Annotated in this window: 18 protein-coding genes; 12 read left to right on the top strand and 6 right to left on the bottom strand. The window is 62.2% G+C overall.

Annotated elements, in window-relative coordinates; all coding sequences use genetic code 11:
- Positions 1–32 precede the first annotated feature (32 nt).
- The 7 genes from plsY to rpmG all read left to right on the top strand — a co-directional run bounded on the left by plsY (position 33) and on the right by rpmG (position 9,292).
- A complete protein-coding gene (plsY, locus tag EFR00_RS12390) occupies positions 33–653 on the top strand; it encodes a glycerol-3-phosphate 1-O-acyltransferase PlsY (RefSeq protein WP_009993607.1) in 621 nt (206 codons plus the stop codon).
- Positions 653–1,795, top strand: coding sequence for a DNA-processing protein DprA (gene dprA / locus EFR00_RS12385; RefSeq protein WP_077993388.1), 1,143 nt, complete (start codon positions 653–655; stop codon positions 1,793–1,795). Before plsY ends, dprA begins: the two co-directional genes overlap by 1 nt.
- 250 nt (positions 1,796–2,045) lie before the next feature.
- On the top strand, positions 2,046–4,700 hold the full coding sequence (gene topA, locus EFR00_RS12380) for a type I DNA topoisomerase (protein WP_077993386.1): 2,655 nt from the start codon (positions 2,046–2,048) through the stop codon (positions 4,698–4,700).
- Between the two features lies 1 nt (position 4,701).
- Positions 4,702–7,074 carry a ribonuclease R gene (gene rnr, locus EFR00_RS12375; RefSeq protein WP_077993384.1) on the top strand — a complete coding sequence of 791 codons (2,373 nt, stop codon included), beginning with the start codon at positions 4,702–4,704 and terminating at the stop codon, positions 7,072–7,074.
- A 64-nt stretch (positions 7,075–7,138) separates the two neighbouring features.
- Positions 7,139–7,591: a DUF983 domain-containing protein gene (locus tag EFR00_RS12370; RefSeq protein WP_077993380.1), complete on the top strand. Its 453-nt coding sequence runs from the start codon at positions 7,139–7,141 to the stop codon at positions 7,589–7,591.
- A gap of 255 nt (positions 7,592–7,846) precedes the next feature.
- A complete protein-coding gene (locus tag EFR00_RS12365; RefSeq protein ID WP_077993378.1) occupies positions 7,847–9,031 on the top strand; it encodes an MFS transporter in 1,185 nt (394 codons plus the stop codon).
- A gap of 93 nt (positions 9,032–9,124) precedes the next feature.
- On the top strand, positions 9,125–9,292 hold the full coding sequence (gene rpmG, locus EFR00_RS12360) for a 50S ribosomal protein L33 (RefSeq protein ID WP_003587245.1): 168 nt from the start codon (positions 9,125–9,127) through the stop codon (positions 9,290–9,292).
- Between the two features lie 748 nt (positions 9,293–10,040).
- Here rpmG and EFR00_RS12355 read toward each other — a convergent pair.
- Positions 10,041–11,414 (bottom strand): PleD family two-component system response regulator, encoded by a 1,374-nt coding sequence (locus EFR00_RS12355; protein ID WP_077993375.1) that lies wholly within the window; start codon positions 11,412–11,414, stop codon positions 10,041–10,043.
- Positions 11,415–11,432: 18 nt separating this feature from the next.
- Positions 11,433–11,804 carry a response regulator gene (locus EFR00_RS12350; RefSeq protein ID WP_003547430.1) on the bottom strand — a complete coding sequence of 124 codons (372 nt, stop codon included), beginning with the start codon at positions 11,802–11,804 and terminating at the stop codon, positions 11,433–11,435.
- A 133-nt stretch (positions 11,805–11,937) separates the two neighbouring features.
- Here EFR00_RS12350 and EFR00_RS12345 point away from each other — a divergent pair, with 133 nt between their 5' ends.
- A complete protein-coding gene (locus EFR00_RS12345) occupies positions 11,938–12,246 on the top strand; it encodes a DUF3572 domain-containing protein (protein WP_009990435.1) in 309 nt (102 codons plus the stop codon).
- A gap of 2 nt (positions 12,247–12,248) precedes the next feature.
- Positions 12,249–12,917 carry a hypothetical protein gene (locus EFR00_RS12340; RefSeq protein WP_077993373.1) on the top strand — a complete coding sequence of 223 codons (669 nt, stop codon included), beginning with the start codon at positions 12,249–12,251 and terminating at the stop codon, positions 12,915–12,917.
- Here EFR00_RS12340 and EFR00_RS12335 read toward each other — a convergent pair.
- A complete protein-coding gene (locus EFR00_RS12335) occupies positions 12,892–13,479 on the bottom strand; it encodes a GNAT family N-acetyltransferase (protein ID WP_077993369.1) in 588 nt (195 codons plus the stop codon). The two genes, EFR00_RS12340 and EFR00_RS12335, sit on opposite strands and share 26 nt — an antisense overlap.
- A 75-nt stretch (positions 13,480–13,554) precedes the next feature.
- On the opposite strand from EFR00_RS12335, the gene EFR00_RS12330 reads away from it, so the two are divergent.
- Positions 13,555–14,844 carry a DNA polymerase IV gene (locus tag EFR00_RS12330; RefSeq protein ID WP_077993368.1) on the top strand — a complete coding sequence of 430 codons (1,290 nt, stop codon included), beginning with the start codon at positions 13,555–13,557 and terminating at the stop codon, positions 14,842–14,844.
- A 154-nt stretch (positions 14,845–14,998) separates the two neighbouring features.
- Positions 14,999–16,255, top strand: coding sequence for a L,D-transpeptidase family protein (locus tag EFR00_RS12325; RefSeq protein WP_077993365.1), 1,257 nt, complete (start codon positions 14,999–15,001; stop codon positions 16,253–16,255).
- Between the two features lie 143 nt (positions 16,256–16,398).
- Here the strand turns inward: EFR00_RS12325 and dnaE are convergent, their stop codons facing one another.
- Positions 16,399–19,896 carry a DNA polymerase III subunit alpha gene (gene dnaE, locus EFR00_RS12320; protein ID WP_039619125.1) on the bottom strand — a complete coding sequence of 1,166 codons (3,498 nt, stop codon included), beginning with the start codon at positions 19,894–19,896 and terminating at the stop codon, positions 16,399–16,401.
- Between the two features lie 430 nt (positions 19,897–20,326).
- On the opposite strand from dnaE, the gene EFR00_RS12315 reads away from it, so the two are divergent.
- Positions 20,327–20,791 carry a DUF5680 domain-containing protein gene (locus EFR00_RS12315; protein ID WP_077993363.1) on the top strand — a complete coding sequence of 155 codons (465 nt, stop codon included), beginning with the start codon at positions 20,327–20,329 and terminating at the stop codon, positions 20,789–20,791.
- A 94-nt stretch (positions 20,792–20,885) separates the two neighbouring features.
- On the opposite strand, the gene EFR00_RS12310 is transcribed toward EFR00_RS12315, so the two are convergent.
- Both EFR00_RS12310 and EFR00_RS12305 read right to left on the bottom strand, forming a co-directional pair.
- Positions 20,886–21,569, bottom strand: a complete 684-nt coding sequence (locus EFR00_RS12310; protein WP_038688223.1) for an ABC transporter ATP-binding protein — start codon at positions 21,567–21,569, stop codon at positions 20,886–20,888.
- 14 nt (positions 21,570–21,583) lie between these two features.
- Positions 21,584–22,888: a lipoprotein-releasing ABC transporter permease subunit gene (locus EFR00_RS12305; RefSeq protein WP_077993361.1), complete on the bottom strand. Its 1,305-nt coding sequence runs from the start codon at positions 22,886–22,888 to the stop codon at positions 21,584–21,586.
- Positions 22,889–22,895 lie beyond the last annotated feature (7 nt).

The raw sequence follows: 22,895 nt of genomic DNA, 5'->3' as shown, positions 1-22,895 counted from the left end.
GAGGACGGGCCATCGGAGGGCCGAGGGGGCATATGTTATCCAATCTCATGTCATGGCAGATCACGCTGCCGATCGCGCTTGCCGCCGCCGTCATCGGCTATCTCCTCGGCTCCATTCCTTTTGGTCTGATCCTCACGCGCGCGGCCGGCCTCGGCGATGTGCGCAGCATCGGCTCCGGCAATATCGGCGCCACCAATGTACTGAGAACCGGAAACCGGAAGCTCGCCGCGGCGACGCTGTTGCTCGACGCGCTGAAGGCATCGGCGGCAGCCTGGATCGTCGGCTATTTCCTCGGTGAAGAGGCCGCGATCATCGCCGGCTTCTTCGCCTTCATCGGCCATCTCTTCCCGGTCTGGATCGGCTTCAAGGGCGGCAAGGGCGTCGCCACCTATATCGGCACCCTTCTCGGCGTCGCACCGATCATGGTCGTGCTCTTCGCCGCCGTCTGGCTGGCGGTCGCCGTCACCACCCGCTATTCCTCGCTGTCGGCGCTCGTCGCCATGCTCGTCATTCCGGTCGCCCTGTTGATCCTCGGCAATGAAAAGGTTGCGGCGGTCATGGCGATCATGACTGTCATCTCCTACTGGAAGCATAGGGCCAATATCTCCCGGCTGATGGGCGGGACGGAAAACAAGATCGGGGCGAAGGGATAATGGACGCGCCGAGCGCGGGATCAAAAGGTACGGTGCTGAGCGAACGGCAGAGAATTGCCTGGCTGCGCCTGATCCGCTCCGACAATGTGGGCCCTGCGACCTTTCGCGACCTCATCAATCATTTCGGTTCGGCCGAGGCAGCGCTTGCGGCGCTGCCGGAGCTTTCGGCGCGCGGCGGCGCAACGCGGGCGATCCGCATTGCCAGCGAAGCCGAGGCGCACCGGGAATTGGAGGCGGCGCATCGTTTCGGCGCCCGCTTCGTCGGCATCGGCGAGCCGGACTATCCGCAGGCGCTGAAGCAGATCGACGGCGCGCCGCCGCTTCTAGCCGTCAAAGGCGCGCTTGCCGCCGCCAAGCGGCCGGCCGTCGGCATCGTCGGCTCGCGCAACGCCTCGATCGCCGGCGCCAAATTTGCGGCGATGGTGGCGCGCGACTGCGGCCGGGCGGGTTACACGGTGGTTTCCGGCCTGGCGCGCGGCATCGACACGGCCGCGCACCGGGCAAGCCTCGAGACGGGCACGATCGCGGCCCTTGCCGGCGGCCTCGACAAGCCCTACCCGCCGGAGAATCTCGGCCTCATCGAGGAGATAGCTGGCGGCAACGGCTTGGCCGTGAGCGAAATGCCCTTCGGCTGGGAGCCCCGCGCCCGCGATTTTCCGCGCCGGAACCGGCTGATTGCCGGCATCGCGCTCGGTCTCGTGGTCGTCGAAGCAGCGACGCGCTCGGGCTCACTGATCACCGCCCGCCTTGCCGGCGAGTTCGGCCGGCTGGTGTTTGCCGTGCCCGGCTCGCCGCTCGATCCGCGCTGTCACGGCACCAACGGCCTGCTGAAGGACGGCGCTTCGATCGTTACCGAACCTGGCGATGTTATCGAGGCGCTGGCGCCGCTGGCGCAGTTCGAGCTGTTCCCCTCGTCGAGGGCAGAGGAACCGGCAGGCGAGAGCAGGCCAATAACGATGCCGCCCGGCGATTCAGACCGGATGCGCATCATCGATGCGCTCGGGCCGACGCCGGTCGAGATCGACGACGTCATCCGCCACACCGGCCTTTCGGCCTCGGCCGTCTATCTCATTCTTCTGGAACTCGACATATCAGGCAGGCTGCATCGGCATCAGGGCGGCCTCGTTTCGCTTTCCGTTTGAGCTTTGCGCGATATAAGAGAGCCGCCTCGGGAGTTGCAGGAGCCGCGTGTCGAATTCAATAGGTGCGCCGTCTTAAAATTGTATTCAGCACACAATCTCCCCTCGATTGCACCGTACGCAAGAAGTAAAATTGTAGCAAACCCCTTGACCGCAGCGATTTCCCTGTCCATGTCGGAGGGCCAGTATCCAAGTTGCGCTGCGTGTTGCGCTGGCTTCCACGCCGGCGCGGAGTCTTTTTTAGAGAATCATCATGAATGTTGTAGTGGTGGAATCGCCTGCCAAGGCCAAGACGATCAATAAGTATCTGGGTTCGGGATACAAAGTGCTCGCCTCCTTCGGCCATGTGCGCGATCTGCCTGCCAAGGATGGCTCGGTCCTCCCCGATCAGGATTTCGAAATGCTCTGGGAGGTCGACGGGGCCTCGGCCAAGCGGATGAAGGATATTGCCGAGGCGGTGAAATCCTCCGACGGGCTTTTTCTGGCGACCGACCCGGATCGCGAAGGCGAAGCGATTTCCTGGCACGTCCTCGACATGCTGAACAAGAAGCGGGTGCTGAACGGCAAGTCGGTCAAGCGGGTCGTCTTCAACGCGATCACCAAGAAGGCGGTGCTCGACGCGATGGCCGATCCCCGCGACATCGACGTGCCGCTGGTCGACGCCTATCTGGCGCGCCGTGCGCTCGACTATCTCGTCGGCTTCAATCTTTCGCCTGTCCTATGGCGCAAGCTGCCCGGCGCGCGTTCGGCCGGACGTGTCCAGTCGGTGGCGCTTCGTCTGGTCTGCGACCGTGAATCCGAGATCGAGCGCTTCATTTCGGAAGAATATTGGAATCTCTCCGCACTTCTGAAGACGCCGCGCGGCGACGAGTTCGAGGCAAGACTGGTTTCGGCGAACGGCAAACGGCTGCCGCCGCGCGCCATCGGCAACGGCGAAGATGCCGGCCGCCTGAAGGCATTACTCGAAGGCGCGAGCTATATCGTCGACACGGTCGAGGCGAAGCCGGTCAAGCGCAATCCGGGACCTCCGTTTACGACCTCGACACTGCAACAGGCCGCCTCCTCCAATCTCGGTTTCTCCGCCTCGCGCACCATGCAGATCGCCCAAAAACTCTATGAAGGCGTCGATATCGGCGGCGAGACGGTCGGTCTCATCACCTATATGCGAACCGACGGCGTGCAGATGGCGCCCGAGGCGATTGACGCGGCCCGGCGCGCCATCCTCGATCAGTTCGGCGAACGCTATCTGCCCGAAAAAGCGCGCTTCTATTCGACCAAAGCGAAAAACGCCCAGGAGGCACACGAGGCGATCCGTCCGACCGATTTCTACCGCTCGCCCGATCGTCTGCGCAAATTCCTCGACGCCGATCAGATCCGGCTCTACGAGCTGATCTGGAAGCGCGGCATCGCCAGCCAGATGGCGTCGGCCGAGATCGAACGCACGACGGCTGAAATCACCGCCGACAACAAGGGCGAGAAGGCCGGCCTGCGCGCCGTCGGTTCGGTCATCCGCTTCGACGGTTTCATCGCCGCCTATACCGACCAGAAAGAGGACGGCGAGCAGAGCGACGACGGCGACGAGGATGGCCGCCTGCCGGAGATCAATGCGCGTGAGACGCTCGCCAAGCAGAAGATCAATTCGACGCAGCATTTCACCGAACCGCCGCCGCGTTATTCGGAAGCCTCGCTGATCAAGAAGATGGAAGAGCTCGGCATCGGTCGGCCCTCCACCTATGCGGCGACGCTGGCGACGCTGCGCGACCGCGACTATGTGACGATCGACAAGCGCAAGCTGATCCCGCAGGCCAAGGGCCGGCTGGTGACCGCCTTCCTCGAGAGCTTCTTCACCAAATATGTCGAATACGACTTCACGGCCGACCTCGAGGAAAAGCTCGACCGGATTTCGGCAGGCGAGTTGAACTGGAAGCAGGTGCTGCGCGATTTCTGGAAGGATTTCTTCGCGCAGATCGAGGACACCAAGGAACTGCGCGTCACCAACGTGCTCGATTCGCTGAACGAGGCGCTGGCGCCGCTGGTCTTCCCGAAGCGCGAAGATGGCAGCGACCCCAGGATCTGCCAGGTCTGCGGCACAGGCAACCTGTCGCTGAAGCTCGGTAAATACGGCGCCTTCGTCGGCTGCTCGAATTATCCGGAATGCAACTACACCCGTCAGCTCTCCTCCGAAAACGGCGGAGAAGCGGAAGGTGTCGCCCTCAACGAGCCGAAGAACCTCGGCACCGATCCGACGACCGGAGAAGAACTGACGCTGCGCTCGGGCCGCTTCGGCCCCTATATCCAGCGTGGCGACGGCAAGGAAGCCAAACGCGCTTCGCTGCCGAAAGGCTGGAAGCCCGAAGACATCGACTATGAAAAGGCGATGGCTTTGATCTCGTTGCCGCGCGATATCGGCAAACATCCCGAAACCGGCAAGATGATTTCATCGGGCATCGGCCGCTACGGCCCCTTCCTTTTACATGACGGTTCCTACGCCAATCTGGATACCGTCGAGGACGTGTTCTCGGTCGGCCTCAACCGCGCCGTGACCGTCATCGCCGAAAAGGCGAACAAGGCGCCGGGCCGGGGTGCGCGCGGCACGCCGGCGGCGCTGAAGTCGCTCGGCGATCATCCCGACGGCGGCGCCATCACCGTTCGTGACGGAAAATACGGTCCCTATGTCAACTGGGGCAAGGTCAACGCCACCCTGCCGAAGGGCAAGGATCCGCAGGCGATCACCATCGAGGAAGCGCTGGCGCTGATCACCGAAAAGGCCGGCAAGGCACCCGCCGGAAAGCCGGCAAGGGCGAAAGCCAAGCCGAAGGCGGCTGCGACCGAAGCCAAGACCACGAAGACGGCCGCCAAGCCGAAGGCAACGAAGGCGAAAGCGCCGGCGAAATCGAAAAAGGGCTGAAGTGAGCAGGACACCGCGCGACAGAACGGACCTCACGGGCAAACGCCCGGGCAAGATCGGCCGTGCCGGCAAGGATGCTCCCGCCGTCGAACCGCTGAACATCGTCCACGGCGCGCTGCCTTCGCGCGAGGTGATCCTGCGCTTCATCGCCGATCATCCGCAGAAGGCCTCGAAGCGTGAGCTCGCCAAGGCCTTCGGGCTGAAGGGCGACAGCCGCGTCGAGCTCAAGCATCTGCTGCAGGAGCTCGAACAGGAAGGCATGCTGCAGAAGAGCCGCAAGTCGCTCATCCGTCCCGGCGCCCTTCCGCCCGTCACCGTTCTCGATATCACCACGCGCGACAAGGACGGCGATCTGATCGGCCGACCGGCGGAATGGCCGGAAGATCAGGGTGTCGCCCCTGCCGTCGCTATCCGCCAGCAATCGCCGGCAGGCCGCCAGGGCAAGGGCAAGGCACCCGTTGCCGGCCTCGGCGACCGTATCCTGGCGAAGATCTTCCCGGCCGTCGACCGCGGCGGGCCGGCCTATACGGCGCGGATCATCAAGGTGATCGACAGGCGCCGCGGCGCCGCCATGGGGGTTTTCCGCACCGCGCCCGGCGGCGGCGGCCGGCTGCTGCCGATCGAGCGGCGCGGCGAGGAGATGGTGATCGATCCCGACTTCACCGGCGGCGCTGCGGATGGCGACCTGGTCGAGATCGAAGTCGCCCGGCTCGGCCGCTTCGGCCTGCCACGCGCCAAGGTTCTGTCCGTCGTCGGCTCCGTCGGCTCGGAAAAGGCGATCTCGATGATCGCCATCCATGCCCATGGCATCCCGCATGTCTTTCCGCCCGCCGTCATGGCAGAGGCGGAGGCGGCGAAACCGGCGACGATGTCGCATCGTGAGGACTGGCGCGACGTGCCGCTGATCACCATCGATCCGGCCGACGCCAAGGATCATGACGACGCCGTCTATGCCGAGCTCGACCCCTCCCCCGACAATCCCGGCGGCGTCATCGTCACCGTCGCGATCGCCGACGTCTCCTGGTATGTCCGGCCCAATTCGCCGCTCGACCGCGAGGCGCTGAAACGCGGCAATTCCGTCTATTTCCCGGATCGGGTGGTACCGATGCTGCCGGAGCGCATCTCCAATGATCTCTGCTCGCTGAAGGAAGGCCTCGACCGTCCAGCGCTCGCGGTGCGCATGAGCTTCTCCAGCGAAGGCCGCAAGATCGGCCATACGTTTCATCGCATCATGATGAAGAGCGCCGCCAAGCTTTCCTACCAGCAGGCGCAGGCGGCGATCGACGGCAACGCCGACGACAAGACCGGACCGATGCTCGAGCCGATCCTGAAGCCGCTCTGGCACGCCTATGCGGTGATGAAACGCGGCCGCGACCGGCGTCAGCCGCTGGAACTCGACATGCCGGAGCGCAAGATCCTGCTGAAGCCCGACGGCACGGTCGATCGTGTCTTCGTGCCGCCGCGGCTCGACGCGCACAAGCTGATCGAGGAGATGATGATCCAAGCGAACGTCGCCGCCGCCGAAACGCTGGAAAAGAAGCGCCAGGTCCTGGTCTACCGCATCCATGACGGCCCGACGCTTGCCAAGCAGGAAGTCCTGCGCGAGTTCCTGGCGACCCTCGGCATCTCGCTCGCCAAGGGCGGCAATGTGCGCGCCAATAGCTTCAACGGCATTCTGGCCAAGGCGGAAGGCACGGCGCACCAGACCATGGTCAACGAGATGGTGCTGCGCTCGCAAAGCCAGGCGATCTACAGCCCTGAGAATATCGGCCATTTCGGTCTCAACCTGATGAAGTACGCCCACTTCACCTCACCGATTCGCCGCTACGCCGACCTCATCGTGCATCGCGCGCTCGTCGGCTCGCTCGGCTTCGGCGAAGGCGGCATCACGCCGGACGAAGAAGCCGCCCTCGACGATATCGCCGCCGAAATCTCGACATTCGAGCGCCGGGCAATGGCGGCCGAGCGCGAGACCATCGATCGGCTGATCGCCCATCACTTGAGCACCCGGGTCGGCGAGGAATTTGCCGGCCGGGTCTCGGGGGTGACGAAATCCGGGCTTTTTATCGCTCTGCCGGACTATGGCGCCGATGGTTTCATCCCTATATCGACGCTTGGCAGCGATTATTTCATCTATGACGAGGCGCATCAGGCACTCTCGGGTGAACGCACGGGGCTCGGCTATCGCCTCGGCGACAGCGTCACCGTGAAACTTGCCGAAGCGATTCCGCTTGCCGGCGCGCTGCGTTTCGAAATGCTGAGCGAGGGGCGCGAGATGCCGACGGCGGTGCGCTCCTTCCATAAGGCCGGCCGCCGCGACAAGGGCCAGGTTCGCAAGAAACCGGGGACGAGGCCGCCGCGCGGGCGGCGCTAAAGCATCTCACGACATCGAGCCTGATTCAGGAGCCCTACGCTTTCGGGCTGAAAAGGAACATGCGATGGGCACACAGACCGATCCGACGGTCCGCTACGGGGGCACGCCCGAGGTCGAACGTCCGCTCCGGCGCTCGATCCTGCGCGGGCTGATGAACCGCTGTCCGGCCTGCGGCGACGGCAAGCTCTTTCGCGCTTTCCTGAAACCGGTCGATCACTGCGCTGCCTGCGGCGAGCCGATGCATCATCACCGCGCCGACGACCTGCCGCCCTATATCGTCATCCTCGTCCTCGGCCATGTCCTCGTCGGTGGTTACATGTTGACCGACATGACCTTCGTTCTGCCGGTATGGGTTCATCTCGCCATCTGGGCCCCGATCACCGTCGTCACCGCCCTTGCCTCGATCCAGCCGATCAAAGGCGGCGTCATCGGGCTGCAATGGGCGCTACGCATGCACGGTTTCGGCGGGGAGAGCGATGGCCCCGATGATTACGATCTTCCCCGGCGGCCGGATTGAATGCCTTCACCTTCCAGACATATTTAACGTGTAGTGGCTGCCATCCACCGACCACTATCGGACGCGGGCGTCGTCGATCCTCAACGAGTTGACATGGTAAGCTTTTCTTGTCTGAACAGGCTTTACATTCCGCAGGCGGTCACTCACATCGGAAATACTGCGAAACGCTGCTCGTCACCGGGATTTGGCACGTCCGTGTCTTTCTATGCGAAGCGACCGGCCGATTCGCTCGCGAAGCTTTCTAAGGATGGATAAATGTCTCAGCCGAGAAACGGCACACCGGGCGATCTCGAAGAAATCCATTGGCCTTCTCTGGTGGCAGCCATCTCGTCGATATCAGCCGTCGGCATCGCAATCGGTCTCGGACTTCCGCTGCTCAGCATCATCCTCGAAAAACGCGGCATCTCATCGACCCTGATCGGGCTCAATACCGCGATGGCAGGCATTGCGGCGATGGCCGCCGCGCCCGTTACAACCAAGCTCGCTCACATATACGGTGTGGCGCCGACCATGCTCTGGGCTGTGGTGATTTCAGCGCTGAGCGCGCTCGGTTTCTACTATGCCCAGGATTTCTGGATGTGGTTTCCCCTGCGTTTCGCCTTCCACGGCGCAACGACGACGCTGTTCATCCTCTCCGAATTCTGGATCAACGCCGCCTCGCCGCCGTCCAAGCGCGGATTTGTTCTCGGCATTTATGCGACCGTGCTTTCGCTGGGCTTTGCCGCCGGGCCGCTGCTGTTTTCGCTGCTCGGCAGCGACGGGATCTTCCCCTTCCTGGTCGGCGCCGGCGCCATCCTGCTCGCCGCAATTCCGATCTTCATCGCCCGCTACGAAAGCCCGGCGCTCGAGGAAAAGCCGGAGCTGCATTTCATGCGCTACGTCTTCCTGGTGCCGACGGCGACGGCAGCGGTCTTCATCTTCGGCGCCGTCGAAGCCGGCGGCTTGTCGCTTTTCCCGATCTTTGCCGTGCGCGCCCATTTCACCGAATCGCAGGCGGCACTGCTGCTCACTATGATGGGGGTCGGCAACGTCATCTTTCAGATCCCGCTCGGCCTGCTTTCCGACCGCATCTCCGACAAGCGGCCGCTTCTCGCCGGCATGGCGCTGATGGGCTTCGTCGGCTCGATGATGCTGCCGTTGTTGGTCGACAACTGGCTGCTGATGGCCGGACTCCTGCTGTTCTGGGGTGGCTGCGTCTCCGGCCTCTATACGGTCGGCCTCAGCCATCTCGGCTCGCGTCTGACCGGTTCCGACCTTGCGGCGGCCAATGCCGCCTTCGTCTTCTGTTATGCGGTGGGAACCGTGGCCGGGCCGCAGGCGATCGGCGCAGCGATCGATGTCGCCGGAAATAGCGGTTTCGCCTGGGCGATTGCCGCCTTCTTCGGCTTTTACGCCCTACTTTCCGGCATCAGATTGATGTTCATTCGAAAACGGACTTGACTTTTCGGGCGGGATTCGTAGTTTCGCGCCAGAATTTGCCGTGGAGCCCCATCCGGCTTCCACGGCTTTCATTTTCTTAAAGGCAGGACGACCATGGCCAAGGCTACAACAATCAAGATCAAGCTGCTGTCGACAGCCGACACCGGTTTCTTCTACGTCACGACGAAGAACAGCCGTACGATGACGGACAAGATGACGAAGACGAAGTATGACCCGATTGCTAAGAAGCATGTCGAGTTCAAGGAAACCAAGATCAAGTAATCACTTGGCCTGACGGATTTCAAAAAAGCGCGCGCCCTTGGGTTGCGCGTTTTTTATTGTCCGGAACGGTCTCCTTTGAGAAATGATAGCGCAAACAAGAAACGCCGCCCTTCCATCTTCGGGAAGCGACGGCGTTTTCCTGAAAGGGGGTCGGCCAGCATGCAAAACGGCACGAGGAACCGTTATGACTTGCCTACCAGCCGACCAACCCCACGACCCAGGAGATGCGGCGGACCTGAGCATCATGGGGTATGGACAGCTCCTCTTCGGGAGCTCTTCTCTTATGAGCCGATAATTTGCGCAGAAATGAAAGAAAATCAACAAATTCTTAATGATGAATTTTCTCAGCTTGATTTTATGGTTAAAAGTCCAGGATTGGCACACACAAAGATTTGACGTCTCTGCTTGCACCCAAAGCCTAGCGGTGAAGGGTTAGAAGAAATTCGACAATATAACTTAATAACTTAAGCCGCCCCTCCCCTTACGTGAGGTGACGCCGCCGCACTCTATTTGACCCTGTTGTCAGCAGACATTCTTTTATAGTCCCCATTTCATTCCGCGCGCCGTCCGGCATTCCAGAAAATGTCGCACGCCGCCGTTATCCACAGCAACGCCTGGCGTCCATTTTTGGGCTATCAAGTTGCAGATTTTTCGCCCTGCGTCGCATGGGCGAACGTTAAAAATCGGTAATAATTGGCTTACGACAGTGGAAAAACCCACAAAGCCCCGCAAGAGGCCGGGTGATTCGTCAGGCAGCTGCGGCAACCACGCGATTGCGGCCGGTATTCTTGGCCTCGTAAAGCGCAAGATCGGCCTGCTTCATCAGCTGGTCGGGGGTCAGCACCGAGCCGATCCGTGAGGCGATACCGAAGGAGGCGGTGACGTTGAGCGCTTCGCCGGAGTGCTTCAGCATGAAGGGAGCGCTTTCGACTGCCGCGCGCAGGCGCTCGGCGACAGCGGCGGCCACTTCCGGCGACGTGTCCGGCATGGCTACGACGAACTCCTCCCCGCCGTAGCGGCAGGCGAGATCGGCGCCGCGGATGGTCGAACGGACGCGGTTTGCGAATTCGCGCAGGACTTCGTCGCCGCCGTCATGGCCGTAGGTGTCGTTCACCTGCTTGAAACGGTCGATATCGGTGATCAGCACCGAAAGCGGACGCCCCCGCGCCATCGACCGGTTGAAGAGCACGGTGAGGTGATTGTCGAGATAACGCCTGTTGTTAAGTCCGGTCAGCGGATCGGTCACGGCAAGCTCGATCGTCTGCTTGACGCTGGCGCGCAGCCGATCATTGTAGCGCTTGCGGCGGATCTGCGTCAGGCTGCGGGCGACCAGCTCGTTCGGATCGACGGGACGGATGATATAATCGTTGACGCCGAGATCAAGCGCACGCACGACCATCTCGTCAGCCCCCTGCTCGGTGATGATCAGGATCGGCAGGAAGCGTGTGCGCTCCAGCGATCGCAATTGCGAGCAGAGGCGAAGCGGATCGTAATCGTCGAAATTGGCGTTGACGATGACGAGGTCGAAGGCGTGCTCGGCTGCTTCGAAGAGGGCTGCCTGCGGATCGGAGAGGGCAAGCACGTCGGCGACGGGCTTCAGCGCCCTGACGATGCGTTCCTGCGAATTGGCGCGGCCATCGACCAGCAGCACCTGGCCGGCCTCGTCGGCGCGGCCCTCGCCTGCCCGCATCAGGTCGCCCATGCCCATCGTATGGGCGGTGTCGGCGCGGATGCGCAGCTCATCGCTCAATGTTTTCAGCCGCAGCAGGCTCTTTACCCGCGAGATCAGCTGCAGATCATTGACCGGTTTGGTGAGGAAATCGTCCGCGCCGGCCTTCAGGCCACGCACGCGATCGGCCGGCTGGTCGAGCGCTGTGACCATGACGACGGGGATATGGGCGGTCTTCTGGCTGGCCTTCAGCCGCTCGCAGACCTCGAAACCATCGATACCGGGCATCATGATGTCGAGCAGGATCAGATCGACCTGGTTGCGCTCGCAGATTGCCAGCGCCTCGTGGCCATCGGCGGCTGTCATCACGTCGAAATACTCCGCGAGCAGCCGCGCTTCGAGCAGCTTCACGTTGGCCGGAATATCGTCAACCACCAGTATTCGCGCAGTCATAAGCGTCTTTCCGATGCGTCAGGCATCGCCCAGATAGGTCTTGATCGTCTCGATGAATTTCGGAACCGAGATCGGCTTGGAAACATAGGCCTCGCATCCGCCCTGGCGGATCCGTTCCTCGTCGCCCTTCATTGCGAAAGCCGTGACGGCGATGACGGGAATCACGTGCAGTTCGTCGTCTTCCTTCAGCCATTTGGTGACTTCCAGGCCGGAGACTTCGGGAAGCTGGATATCCATGAGGATGAGGTCGGGGCGATGCTTGCGCGCCAGATCGAGCGCCTCCATGCCGTTTCTCGTCTGGATCGTGGTATAGCCGGACGCCTCGATGAGGTCGCGAAAGAGCTTCATGTTGAGCTCGTTATCTTCTACAATCATCACCTGTTTGGGCATGACAAGCTGTCCCTACGTCCGTTCGCGCAGCGGTTCGTCCCATGAGAAAGGCACATGCGGATGAAGAGCTCCGTGAAACCGATAGCGCACGCTAGCGGTATTTGGTTGAAGAAAAGGTAACTTACCCCTCGAAATGCAAAGCAACTTCAAGACTTCGAAACAACTGGCGGCCGACCCGCACGAGACGGCGATCGCCGTGCTCGGCTGGCTTGCCGACGATCCCGAGATGTTCGGCCGCTTCCTCGCGCTCACGGGCGTGGCCCCTGGGCAGGTGCGCAACGCCGTCAACGATCCGGGCTTTCTCGCCGGCATGATGGATTTCCTGATGAACCACGAGCCGACGGCGATGGCCTTCTGCGCGGCGAGCGGCCTCAGCCCGGAGACGGTGACCGCAGCCTGGCGGCATTTCTCCTCGCCGGGTCTCGATTCCGGGGAATACTGAGCGTGACCGATCTCGATATTTCCCATATCCGCCTCGGCGAGCGGCCGCTGATCGTCTGTGACGTCGACGATGTGGTGCTGCAGTTCATCGATCCGTTCCAGCTTTTTCTTCAAAGCCTGGGTCATGAGTTCCTGCCGCGATCGTTCCGGCTGCACGGCAACATCGTCTCCACGGCGGACGGTGCGGAGATCGAGGGCAACCAGGTCAGCCGGCTGATCGAAGAGTTTTTCGAAGCGCAGGAACTGTGGCAGACGCCGGTCGACCACGTCATCGAAACGCTCGACCGGCTTTCGCAGGCGGCCGATATCCTTTTCCTGACGGCGATGCCGCCACGGTTCCAGGATCAGCGCCGCCGCCTGCTGGACAGCGCCGGGCTGCTCTTTCCGCTGCTTGCCTGCGAGCAGCCCAAGGGGCCGATCGTTCACGCGCTGCATGCCAGCCGCTCCTTTCCCGTCGCCTTCATCGATGATATGGCGCACAATCTGCATTCCGTCAGGGAACATGTGGCCGATTGCCTGCTCATTCATCTGATGCCGGACTCACCGGTCCATCGTTTCGCGCCGGCAGCGGCCGACGACATTACCCGCGCCATCGACTGGGCGCATGCCGCTGAGCTGATCGAGGCGCATTTCCTCGCCGGCACGCTCAGTCGCGCAATTCCAGCCGCATGAGCGGCCGCCCGTCCTTGCGCCTAGCCACAGTCTCGAAGCCGGCCGCATCAAAGATCGCAGTCGAGCCGATGCAGAGCGTCACGGATTTCGACTGCTTCACTTGGTCGATCGGACAGGCTTCCAGCAGCCGCGCGCCCTGGCGCCTGGCGTGATCGATCGCGCCGGCGAGCAGCCGATGGCTCATTCCCTTGCCGCGCAGCCTGGGCAGCAGGAAGAAGCAGCTGACGGCCCAGATCGACGGATCATGCGCATCGCCCTCTTCCAGCGGTCGCGAAACGGTGCGCGGCGAGTTGAACTGCGGCACGTCGTGGCGTGGCCCGACCTGCACCCAGGCGACCGGCTCGCCACCGGCATAACAGAGGATGCCCGGCGGCGGCCCTGCCTCGATCCGTTGCTGCATATGCGCCTTGCGCTCGTCGGCCGGCATTTTCGTCCTCACCGCATGCGGCAGACGCAGCGCCACACACCAGCAATGGTAGAAAGCGCCCTGCGGCCCGAACAGGGTTTCGAAGTCACCCCAGCGTTCCGCCGTCACCGGCTCGAAACGAATATCGTTATCCAAAGGCAAAGCTCCCGCGGCTCTTGAGACTCGTCAGCTTAAGGCGTAGTGTCGCGACGTTCAACCTTTGTTCTCACAATGACGCCCGCCCCTGACAAGACACCCGGCTTTTGTCGCGACTGCCTTGCCGAGCAGAAGGGTGAGGCGCGCCGTTGCATATCCTGCGGCAGTCCGCGTCTGGTGCGCCATCGCGAGCTCCATGCACTGACGCTGGCGCATATCGATTGCGACGCCTTCTATGCGGCCGTCGAGAAGCGCGACAATCCCGAGCTTGCCGACAAGCCCGTGATCATCGGCGGCGGCAAACGCGGCGTCGTCTCCACTGCATGCTACATTGCCCGCATCCACGGAGTGCGCTCGGCGATGCCGATGTTCAAGGCGCTGGAGGCATGCCCACAGGCCGTCGTCATCCGTCCTGATATGGAGAAATATGTCCGGGTCGGGCGCCAGGTACGGGCGCTGATGCAGGATCTGACGCCGCTGGTGCAGCCGCTGTCGATCGACGAGGCATTTCTGGAACTTGGCGGCACCGAGCGGCTGCATCACGACCCGCCGGCGCGCACGCTCGCCAAATTCGCCCGGCGCATCGAAACGGAGATTGGCATCACCGTCTCGGTCGGGCTTTCCTATTGCAAATTCCTCGCCAAGGTCGCCTCCGACCTGCAGAAGCCACGCGGTTTTTCCGTCATCGGCCGCGAAGAAGCGGTCGAATTCCTGGCGCCGCGTCCCGTCACGACGATCTGGGGTGTCGGCAAGGCCCTTGCCGCGACGCTGGAAGCGGATGGCATCCGCACCATCAGCCAGTTGCAGCAGATGGAGGAGAACGAGCTGATGCGCCGCTACGGCAGCATCGGCCAGCGGCTCGCCCGCCTCTCGCGCGGCATCGACGACCGCGAGGTGCATCTCAATGATGCCGCCAAGAGCGTCTCGGCCGAGACGACCTTCTTCGACGACATCTCGCGCCACGACGATCTGGTGCCGATCCTGCGCAATCTTTCCGAAAAGGTCTCCTGGCGCTTGAAGAAAGGCGACATCGCCGGCCGCACCGTCGTGCTGAAGATGAAGAGCGCCGACTTCAAGACGCGCACCCGCAACCGCAGGCTCGAGGACCCGACCCAGCTGGCCGACAGGATCTTCCGGATCGGGCTCGAGCTGCTCGAAAAGGAGACGGACGGCACGAAATTCCGCCTGATCGGCATCGGCGTCACGGATCTCGGCGACGCCGCCCGCGCCGACCCGCCCGATCTCATCGACCGGCAGTCGGGCCGGCGGGCAGCGGCCGAAGCGGCGATGGACAAGCTGCGCGACAAGTTCGGCAAGGGCACGGTCGAGACCGGCTATACCTTCGGCAGCAAGCGCGATCACTGAGGTGTCGCCCGGAACTGCGCAGCGGTTCGGGGGTAACGACATGCGTTAAATCACAGCGCTGAGGCTGTTACCCCGGCTGCCGTTCGGCCTATCAAATCTTCCTTAAACTTCGTCCCATAATGTGCCGGACCAGTATTGCGTATGGTTGGGTATCATGGTCTCGCGTTTCGTCTTCGGCCTCGGCTTGCTGTCGGCCACCGCACTCGTGCACCCTGCTTTTGCCGCGGATGCACGCACGCTGCAGATCTTCGTTTCGAAGGACAAGCAGTCGCTTGCGGTCTATGACGGCACCGAGGTCGTCGCGACCTCGAAGGTTTCGACCGGCAAGGACGGCCACACGACGCCGAGCGGCATCTTCTCGGTGCTGGAAAAGCAAAAACACCACGAATCCAATCTCTACTCGAACGCGCCGATGCCCTTCATGCAAAGGCTGACATGGTCCGGCATCGCGCTGCACGAATCCAATTCGGTGCCGCGTTATCCGGCCTCGCATGGCTGCGTGCGCATGCCCGGCGCTTTCGCAAAAATGCTCTATGGCATGACCGGCAACGGTATCCCCGTCATTATCAGCGATGGCGAGCTGGCGCCGCAGCCGATCGACCACCCCAACCTCTTCCGTCCGGAGACATCGGTGGCGATGCCGCTGCTTTCGGATGTCGAATTGCGGCCCTCCATGCCAGACAGCCCGCAAAAGCCGGTGCAGGTGGCGATGAACGACACGGCGGCCATGCCGATGCCGGTAGCGGCGCTGATGCCAAAGCCCGAAATCGAGCCGCCATCCGAGCCGATCAGCATACTGATCACACGCCGGACGCTGCGCGAGACGGTGATCGACATTCAGACCCTTCTCAACCAGCTCGGTTTTTCAGCCGGCGATCCGGACGGCTTGCTCGGCCCGTCGACCGTGCAGGCGGTCACTGCCTTCAAGACGCTGCGTCCAGCGGAATTTGCGGGCGACAGAAGCCTAATCTCCGACAGGCTGCTCAAAGCCGTCTATGCCGCGGCCGGCAAGGGCGAGCCGCCGAACGGCGTCATCATGGTGCGGAAGGCGTTCAAACCGGTGTTCGAGGCGCCAGTGACGATCACCGATCCGGGGCTGGCGCTCGGCACGCATTTCTTCACGTTGCACGCGGTCGATGAAAAGGCCGGAACGGCGGACTGGCTCGGCATCACCCTCGAAAACAATCTCTCCCGCGAAACGATGAAGCGCCTCGGGATCAGCAATCAGGAAAGCTCGATCGTCACCGGCAAGCCGATTGCCCGTTCGCTGAGCAGGATTGCCATCCCCGACGAAACCCGCCGCAAGATCGACGCGCTGATCGCGCCCGGCTCGACGCTGACAATCTCCGATACCGGTCTCGGCACCGAGACCGGGGAAGGCACGAATTTCATTACCATCACCCGCGGCTGACGGCCATCAGCCCGGGGCGAGGTGCATCACGCTGGGTAAGGTGCATTACCCCTGGCGATCCACTCGCCCCTGGCGATCCACTCGCCGCTGGTGATCCACTCGCCGCTGGCGATCTACTTCGCCCCCGGCGATCCGCTTCGCGATCAGACAAGCTCGACGTCGACCACTCCGGGGGCGGCACGAAGAGCGGCGGCGATCTCCGGGGTGATGCGGTATTTCTCCGGCAGCGCCACTTCGACCTCGCGCTTGCCCTCTTCCTTGATGACGATGAAGGAAACCAGGCCGTCGCCCTTGGCGTTCAGATGGCCGGCGACCATTTTCAGCGGCCCGGAATCTCTGATATAAACGCGCAGCGCCTTCTGCATCTGCAGCGACTTTTCCTCTAGCGACTGGATCGTCTGGATGCGCAGACCGATGCCCTCCGGCCGCTCCTCGCCGGTCGCGGTCAGCAGGAAGGATTTTCCGGACTCCAACATGTCGCGGTACTGGTTCAGCATTTCCGAAAACAGCACGGCCTCGAACTGGCCCGACGAATCCGAAAAGACGATGATGCCCATCTTGTTACCGGTGCGGGTCTTGCGCTCCTGCTTGGAGATGACGGTGCCGGCAAGGCGCGCATTCGACGCGCCCTGCTTGATTGCTGCGGAAAACTCGGCAAAGGTCTGCACCCGCATCTTCTGCAGGATGTTGCTGTAGGAATCGAGCGGGTGGGCGGTGAGATAGAAGCCCAGCACCTGGAACTCCTTGAGCAGCCGCTCCGAGGCAAGCCAGGGCGAAAACGGCGGCAGGGCGATCTTCTCGGGGCCCGAGGTCAGGGTGCTGCCGAAAATATCCGACTGGCCGCTCAGCTTGTTTTCCTGGGCGCGCTGGGCATAGCCGAGGATACGGTCGAGCCCGGCTGAAAGCTGGGCGCGGTCCGTGCCGAAACAATCGAAGGCACCGGCAAAGATCAGGCTTTCCAAGACGCGGCGATTGACCTGGCGCGGATCGATGCGCAGGCAGAAATCCTCGATGCCGGCGAACGGCTTGTCGCCGCGCACCTCGACGATATGGTCGACGGCGGATTCGCCGACGCCCTTGAGGGCGGCGAGCGCATAATAGATGCGGTTGTCGCCGGTTTCGAACTGGCGGAAGGAGGTCTGCACCGACGGGGCGATCACCTCGATGCCGAGGCGTTTGGCGTCCTGGCGGAAGTCATTGACCTTTTCCGTGTTGGACATGTCGAGCGTCATCGAGGCGGCGAGGAATTCGACCGGATAATGCGCCTTCATATAGGCCGTCTGGTAGGAGACAATGGCGTATGCGGCGGCATGCGACTTGTTGAAGCCGTAATTGGCGAACTTCGCCAGCAGTTCGAAGATATTGTCGGCTTGCGGCTTCGATACGCCGTTCTTGACAGCGCCATCGACGAAGCGTTCGCGCTGCTGGTCCATCTCGGCCTTGATCTTCTTACCCATGGCGCGGCGCAAAAGATCGGCCTCTCCGAGCGAATAACCGGACAGCACCTGGGCGATCTGCATCACCTGTTCCTGATAGACGATGACGCCCTGGGTTTCCTTGAGCAGGTGGTCGATCATCGGATGGATCGATTCCAACTCTTCGTCACCGTGCTTGCGGGCATTGTAGGTCGGGATGTTCTCCATCGGGCCCGGACGATAGAGCGCCACCAGCGCGATGATGTCCTCGATGCAGTCCGGCTTCATGCCGATCAGCGCCTTGCGCATGCCGGCACTTTCCACCTGGAACACGCCGACCGTTTCGCCGCGTGACAGCATCTCGTAGGTCTTCTTGTCGTCCAGCGGAATGGCCGCAAGGTCGACACTGATGCCGCGCTTGGCGACGAAATCGACGGCGACCTTCAGGACGGTCAGCGTCTTCAGGCCAAGGAAGTCGAATTTGACGAGGCCCGCCTGCTCAACCCATTTCATGTTGAACTGGGTGACCGGCATGTCGGAGCGCGGATCGCGATACATCGGCACCAGCTTGGACAGCGGCCGGTCGCCGATGACGATACCGGCGGCATGGGTCGAGGCATGGCGGTAAAGCCCCTCGATCTTCTGGGCGATATCGAGCAAGCGCGCGACGACCGGTTCCTTCGCCGCCTCCTCCTGCAGCTTCGGCTCCTCCTCGATTGCCTTGGAGAGCGGCGTCGGATTGGCCGGATTATTCGGTACAAGTTTGCAGATCTTGTCGACTTGGCCGTAGGGCATCTCCAGCACGCGGCCGACGTCGCGGAGTGCGGCGCGCGCCTGCAGCGAACCGAAGGTGATGATCTGCGCCACCTGTTCGCGGCCGTACTTGGCCTGGACGTATCGGATCACTTCTTCGCGGCGGTCCTGGCAGAAGTCGATGTCGAAGTCCGGCATCGAGACGCGTTCCGGATTGAGGAAGCGCTCGAACAGCAGCGAAAACCGCAAGGGATCGACGTCGGTGATCGTCAGCGCGTAAGCGACCAGCGAACCGGCGCCGGAACCGCGGCCGGGACCAACCGGAATGTCATGCTGCTTGGCCCATTTGATGAAGTCGGCAACGATCAGGAAGTAGCCGGGAAAGCGCATGCGTTCGATGACGCTGAGCTCGAAATCCAGGCGCTCGCGATAATCCTTCTCCTCATAACCCGGCGACATGCCGAGGGTCGAAAGCCGCATGTCCAACCCTTCGACCGCCTGGCGGCGCAGTTCGCTCGCCTCGGCGCGCTCGGCCTCCTCGGCATCGTCGGTCGCACCGGTGAAGCGTGGCAGGATCGGTTTGCGCGTCTTCAACACGAAGGAGCAACGCTTGGCGATCTCGATCGTGTTCTCCAGCGCTTCCGGCAGATCGGCAAAGAGCTTGGCCATCTCGGCCCGGCTCTTCAGATAATGATCCGGCGTCAGGCGAAAGCGGCTGTCGTCGGAGACGATGGCGTTATGAGCAACCGCCATCAGCGCATCATGGGCGTCGTAATCGTCGCGCGTCGGAAAAAAGGCCTCGTTGGTCGCGACCAGCGGCAGGTCGTGGGCATAGGCGAGCCCGACGATCTTCTGCTCGTGCCGCTTATCGTAGGTGCCATGACGCTGCAGTTCGACATAGAGCCTGTCGCCGAAGAGACGCTTCAGCATGAGCAGCCGCGCTTCGGCCTGGGCGGGATGACCATCCCGGACGGCCGCATCGACCGGCCCGGTCAGGGCGCCGGTCAAGGCGATCAGCCCTTCCGTGCCGGCGTCCTCCAGCCAGGAGGCTTTGATATGAATGGCCTGGTTGCTGTCGCCGCCCAAATAGGCGCGGCTGACGAGGTCGACCAGCCTTTCGTAACCGGCCTCCGTCGCGGCGAGAAGGACAATCGACGGCAGCTTGACCAACGCCTGCTGGCCGCCGCGCTTTTCGGTCTCCAGCCCGTCTTCCATGTCGATCGAGACTTGGCAGCCGATGATCGGCTGCAGTCCCTCGTCCATTGCCTTCTGGGAGAATTCCAGGGCGACGAACAGATTGTTGGTGTCGGTGATCGCGATGGCCGGTTGGCTGTCGCCGGTCGCCTTGTAGAGGATCTTCTTCAGCGGCAGTGCGCCTTCGAGAAGCGAATAAGCGGAGTGGACCCTCAGGTGAATGAAGCCCGGCGTGCCGCCGATTGCCTCACCCGTCGAACCCTTTACCGTATCCGCCATGACATCACTTCCCAATCACCGAATGAATCGGACGCATTGTCGGCATGGAGGGCGATGATGTCCAGAAAGTCCGGCGTCCGAACCGCATGATGACCATGCAGTCCCCTGAAAATTTAGATCGCGATGACGATGAGTGAGAAGCTGGCAACGAACATTGCGATGGAGGTGAATGCTGCGATATCACGGATCATGTCAGTCATTTGGCTCTCCTTTACTCGTTATGTTTTCAATTTGTTCGATCTATGTTCTGATGTCAACAGGAATCTTTTCCTTCCTCCTTGCGTTTGACAAACATCCAGCGATGCAGCGATTCGGTGGCAGCTTCGGTGACGGGCTTGAGATGCCGAGCCACGAAGGCTCCCGGCATCTGTTCTGTTTATGTTCTAGTTATCCTGCTATATCCCTACTGGCGAGTCAGGAGGAGGATCCTATGTCCGAGACTGCGATGCTGAACGAATTCGTCGTCGAAGCCAAAGCTGCCAGCTATGTCGGCGGCGGCGTGCCGCGCCCGCCCTGCCGGCCGGGGTCTCACGATATCGGCTACAAACGCGGCGACTGGCGCTATCTCGACAGTTATTTCGGCGGCACTGATTTTGCCGGACAGGAGGTGGTGTGGTTTGCCGACGAGCCGATCTGGGCGATGAATTATTTCGGCTGGGTCATTACGCCCGATCTCATCGATGCCAGCGCAGCTGGCACAGTGATCAAGGCGGCGCTTTCTGCCATGTACCGGCAGGGCCGGTTTCTCGGCGGCATGGAATTCGACCATCCGCTCGGCCGCTATCTCGATCGCAGCGAAGGCGGCTGTGAACGGTTCAGCGGTCATGAATGCATCATGGTCGGCGGACGGAAGGCTTACGCGCTCGACTATCGCGGCGGACTGATCATCCCCTGACGGAGCCGGAGGCGGGTCGATTCGAGCCTGCCGCCAGACGCGTCATCTCTTCGTCTTTTTCCCGCAACCGCTGCGCACGTCCGGGCGACATCGATCAGAAATCGACGACCTTGCCGTCGGAGATCGTCACGCGCCGATCCATGCGGCGGGCGAGTTCGTGGTTGTGCGTGGCGATAAGGGCGGCGAGGCCGGACTGGCGCACCAGGGCCTCCAGCGCGTCGAAGACGTAGCTTGCGGTTTCCGGATCGAGATTGCCGGTCGGCTCATCGGCCAGAAGCAGGGTCGGTGCATTGGCGACGGCGCGGGCGATCGCGACACGCTGCTGCTCGCCACCTGATAGTTCGGCGGGGCGATGGGAGCCGCGATGGCCGATGCGCATATAGTCGAGAAGCTGGCCGGCCCGCTCTCCGGCTTCCTTCCAGGACAGGCCGGCGATCAGCTGTGGCATCATGATGTTTTCGAGCGCCGAAAATTCCGGCAGCAGGTGGTGGAACTGATAGACGAAGCCGATCTCGCGGCGACGGATCGCCGTGCGCTTCTCGTCGCTCAGCCCGTCGCAGGCCTTGCCGTTGATGCTGACTTCGCCACCATCGGGATGCTCAAGCAGACCGGCGACATGCAGCAGCGTCGACTTGCCCGTGCCCGAGGGCGCGACAAGGGCGACAATCTCGCCTTTCGACAGCGAGAAATCCGCCCCTTTCAGGATCGAGAGCAGCGTATCGCCCTGCCCGTAATGGCGCTCGACGCCGGTAAGCTTGAGAACGACGTTGCGTTTCATGAAGGCGGCATTCCTTATTCGTAGCGCAGGGCCTGCACCGGATCGAGCCTGGAGGCGCGCCAAGCCGGGAAGATGGTGGCGATGAAGGAGAGCGTCAGTGCCATGACCACGACCGAAATCGTTTCGCTGAGATCCATCTCGGCCGGCAACTGGCTGAGGAAATAGACCTGCGGATTGAAGATCACGGTGCCTGATATCCAGGAGAAGAACTGGCGGATGGATTCGATGTTGACACAGACGAGGACGCCGAGCAGCACGCCGGCGATGGTGCCGACGATACCGATCGCCGCCCCAGTCATGAAGAAGATGCGCATGATGGCGCCGGCGCTGGCGCCCATCGTGCGCAGAATGGCGATATCGCTGCCCTTGTCCTTCACCAGCATGATGAGGCCGGAGATGATGTTCAGCGCCGCGACAAGCACGATCAGCGTCAGGATCATGAACATGACGTTGCGCTCGACCTGCAGCGCCGAGAAGAAGGTCTGATTACGCTGTCGCCAGTCGGTCAAGTTGATCTGGCGGCCGGCCGCCTCTTCCACCTTCGGCCGCAGAGCGTCGATATCATCGGGATGATCGACGAAGAGCTCGATCGACTGCACCAGCCCCGCCGCATTGAAATAGAGCTGCGCTTCCTCGAGCGGCATGAAGATGATCGAGGAATCATATTCCGACATGCCGATCTCGAAGAGCCCGGAGATCTTGTAGGATTTGACGCGAGGATTGACGCCCATCGGCGTGACGTCACCTTCGGGCGAGGTCAGGGTGATGAGGTCGCCGACGCGCAGACCCAGCTGGTCTGCCATGCGGGTGCCGATCAGCACGCCCTCGCCGGAGGCATAGCCCACCATGTCGCCGGATTTGATGTTGTCGGAGATCGTCTTGAGCTTGGTCAGGTCTTCGGCGCGGGCGCCGCGCACCAGGGCGCCGGTGCTGCCGCCGGCCTGGGCGGAAGCAAGCACCTGACCCTCCACCAAAGGCAGCGCCATCTTGATACCGGGCACAGCGGCAAGCCTGCTGGCAAGCTCGGGATAATCGGTGAAGGGGCCATCGACCGGCTGGACGATCATGTGGCCGTTAATGCCGAGGATGCGCGAGACGAGCTCGGTGCGGAAGCCGTTCATGACGGCCATGACGATGATCAGCGTCGCAACGCCGAGCATGATGCCGACGAAAGAGAAGCCGGCGATGACAGAGATGAAGGCTTCCTTGCGCCGGGCGCGCAGATAGCGCCAGGCCACGAGACGTTCGAAGGTGGAAAATGGCTTGCCAGCCTGACCCAAACCGGATGTTGAACTCCGGTCCACTGCTGCCTCTGCCATTTCGCCT

The sequence above is a fragment of the Rhizobium sophoriradicis genome (assembly GCF_003939025.1).
Classification (GTDB): domain Bacteria; phylum Pseudomonadota; class Alphaproteobacteria; order Rhizobiales; family Rhizobiaceae; genus Rhizobium; species Rhizobium sophoriradicis.
This window is presented reverse-complemented; position numbering and strand designations above follow the sequence as displayed.

What these genes read in the sequence shown, in the direction of transcription:
- plsY (WP_009993607.1), top strand. Translation starts at nt 33, where the DNA reads ATGTTATCCAATCTCATGTCATGGCAGATCACGCTGCCGATCGCGCTT.
- dprA (WP_077993388.1), top strand. Translation starts at nt 653, where the DNA reads ATGGACGCGCCGAGCGCGGGATCAAAAGGTACGGTGCTGAGCGAACGG.
- topA (WP_077993386.1), top strand. Translation starts at nt 2,046, where the DNA reads ATGAATGTTGTAGTGGTGGAATCGCCTGCCAAGGCCAAGACGATCAAT.
- EFR00_RS12370 (WP_077993380.1), top strand. Translation starts at nt 7,139, where the DNA reads ATGGGCACACAGACCGATCCGACGGTCCGCTACGGGGGCACGCCCGAG.
- EFR00_RS12365 (WP_077993378.1), top strand. Translation starts at nt 7,847, where the DNA reads ATGTCTCAGCCGAGAAACGGCACACCGGGCGATCTCGAAGAAATCCAT.
- rpmG (WP_003587245.1), top strand. Translation starts at nt 9,125, where the DNA reads ATGGCCAAGGCTACAACAATCAAGATCAAGCTGCTGTCGACAGCCGAC.
- EFR00_RS12355 (WP_077993375.1), bottom strand. Translation starts at nt 11,414, where the DNA reads ATGACTGCGCGAATACTGGTGGTTGACGATATTCCGGCCAACGTGAAG.
- EFR00_RS12350 (WP_003547430.1), bottom strand. Translation starts at nt 11,804, where the DNA reads ATGCCCAAACAGGTGATGATTGTAGAAGATAACGAGCTCAACATGAAG.
- EFR00_RS12345 (WP_009990435.1), top strand. Translation starts at nt 11,938, where the DNA reads ATGCAAAGCAACTTCAAGACTTCGAAACAACTGGCGGCCGACCCGCAC.
- EFR00_RS12330 (WP_077993368.1), top strand. Translation starts at nt 13,555, where the DNA reads ATGACGCCCGCCCCTGACAAGACACCCGGCTTTTGTCGCGACTGCCTT.
- EFR00_RS12325 (WP_077993365.1), top strand. Translation starts at nt 14,999, where the DNA reads ATGGTCTCGCGTTTCGTCTTCGGCCTCGGCTTGCTGTCGGCCACCGCA.
- dnaE (WP_039619125.1), bottom strand. Translation starts at nt 19,896, where the DNA reads ATGGCGGATACGGTAAAGGGTTCGACGGGTGAGGCAATCGGCGGCACG.
- EFR00_RS12315 (WP_077993363.1), top strand. Translation starts at nt 20,327, where the DNA reads ATGTCCGAGACTGCGATGCTGAACGAATTCGTCGTCGAAGCCAAAGCT.
- EFR00_RS12310 (WP_038688223.1), bottom strand. Translation starts at nt 21,569, where the DNA reads ATGAAACGCAACGTCGTTCTCAAGCTTACCGGCGTCGAGCGCCATTAC.
- EFR00_RS12305 (WP_077993361.1), bottom strand. Translation starts at nt 22,888, where the DNA reads ATGGCAGAGGCAGCAGTGGACCGGAGTTCAACATCCGGTTTGGGTCAG.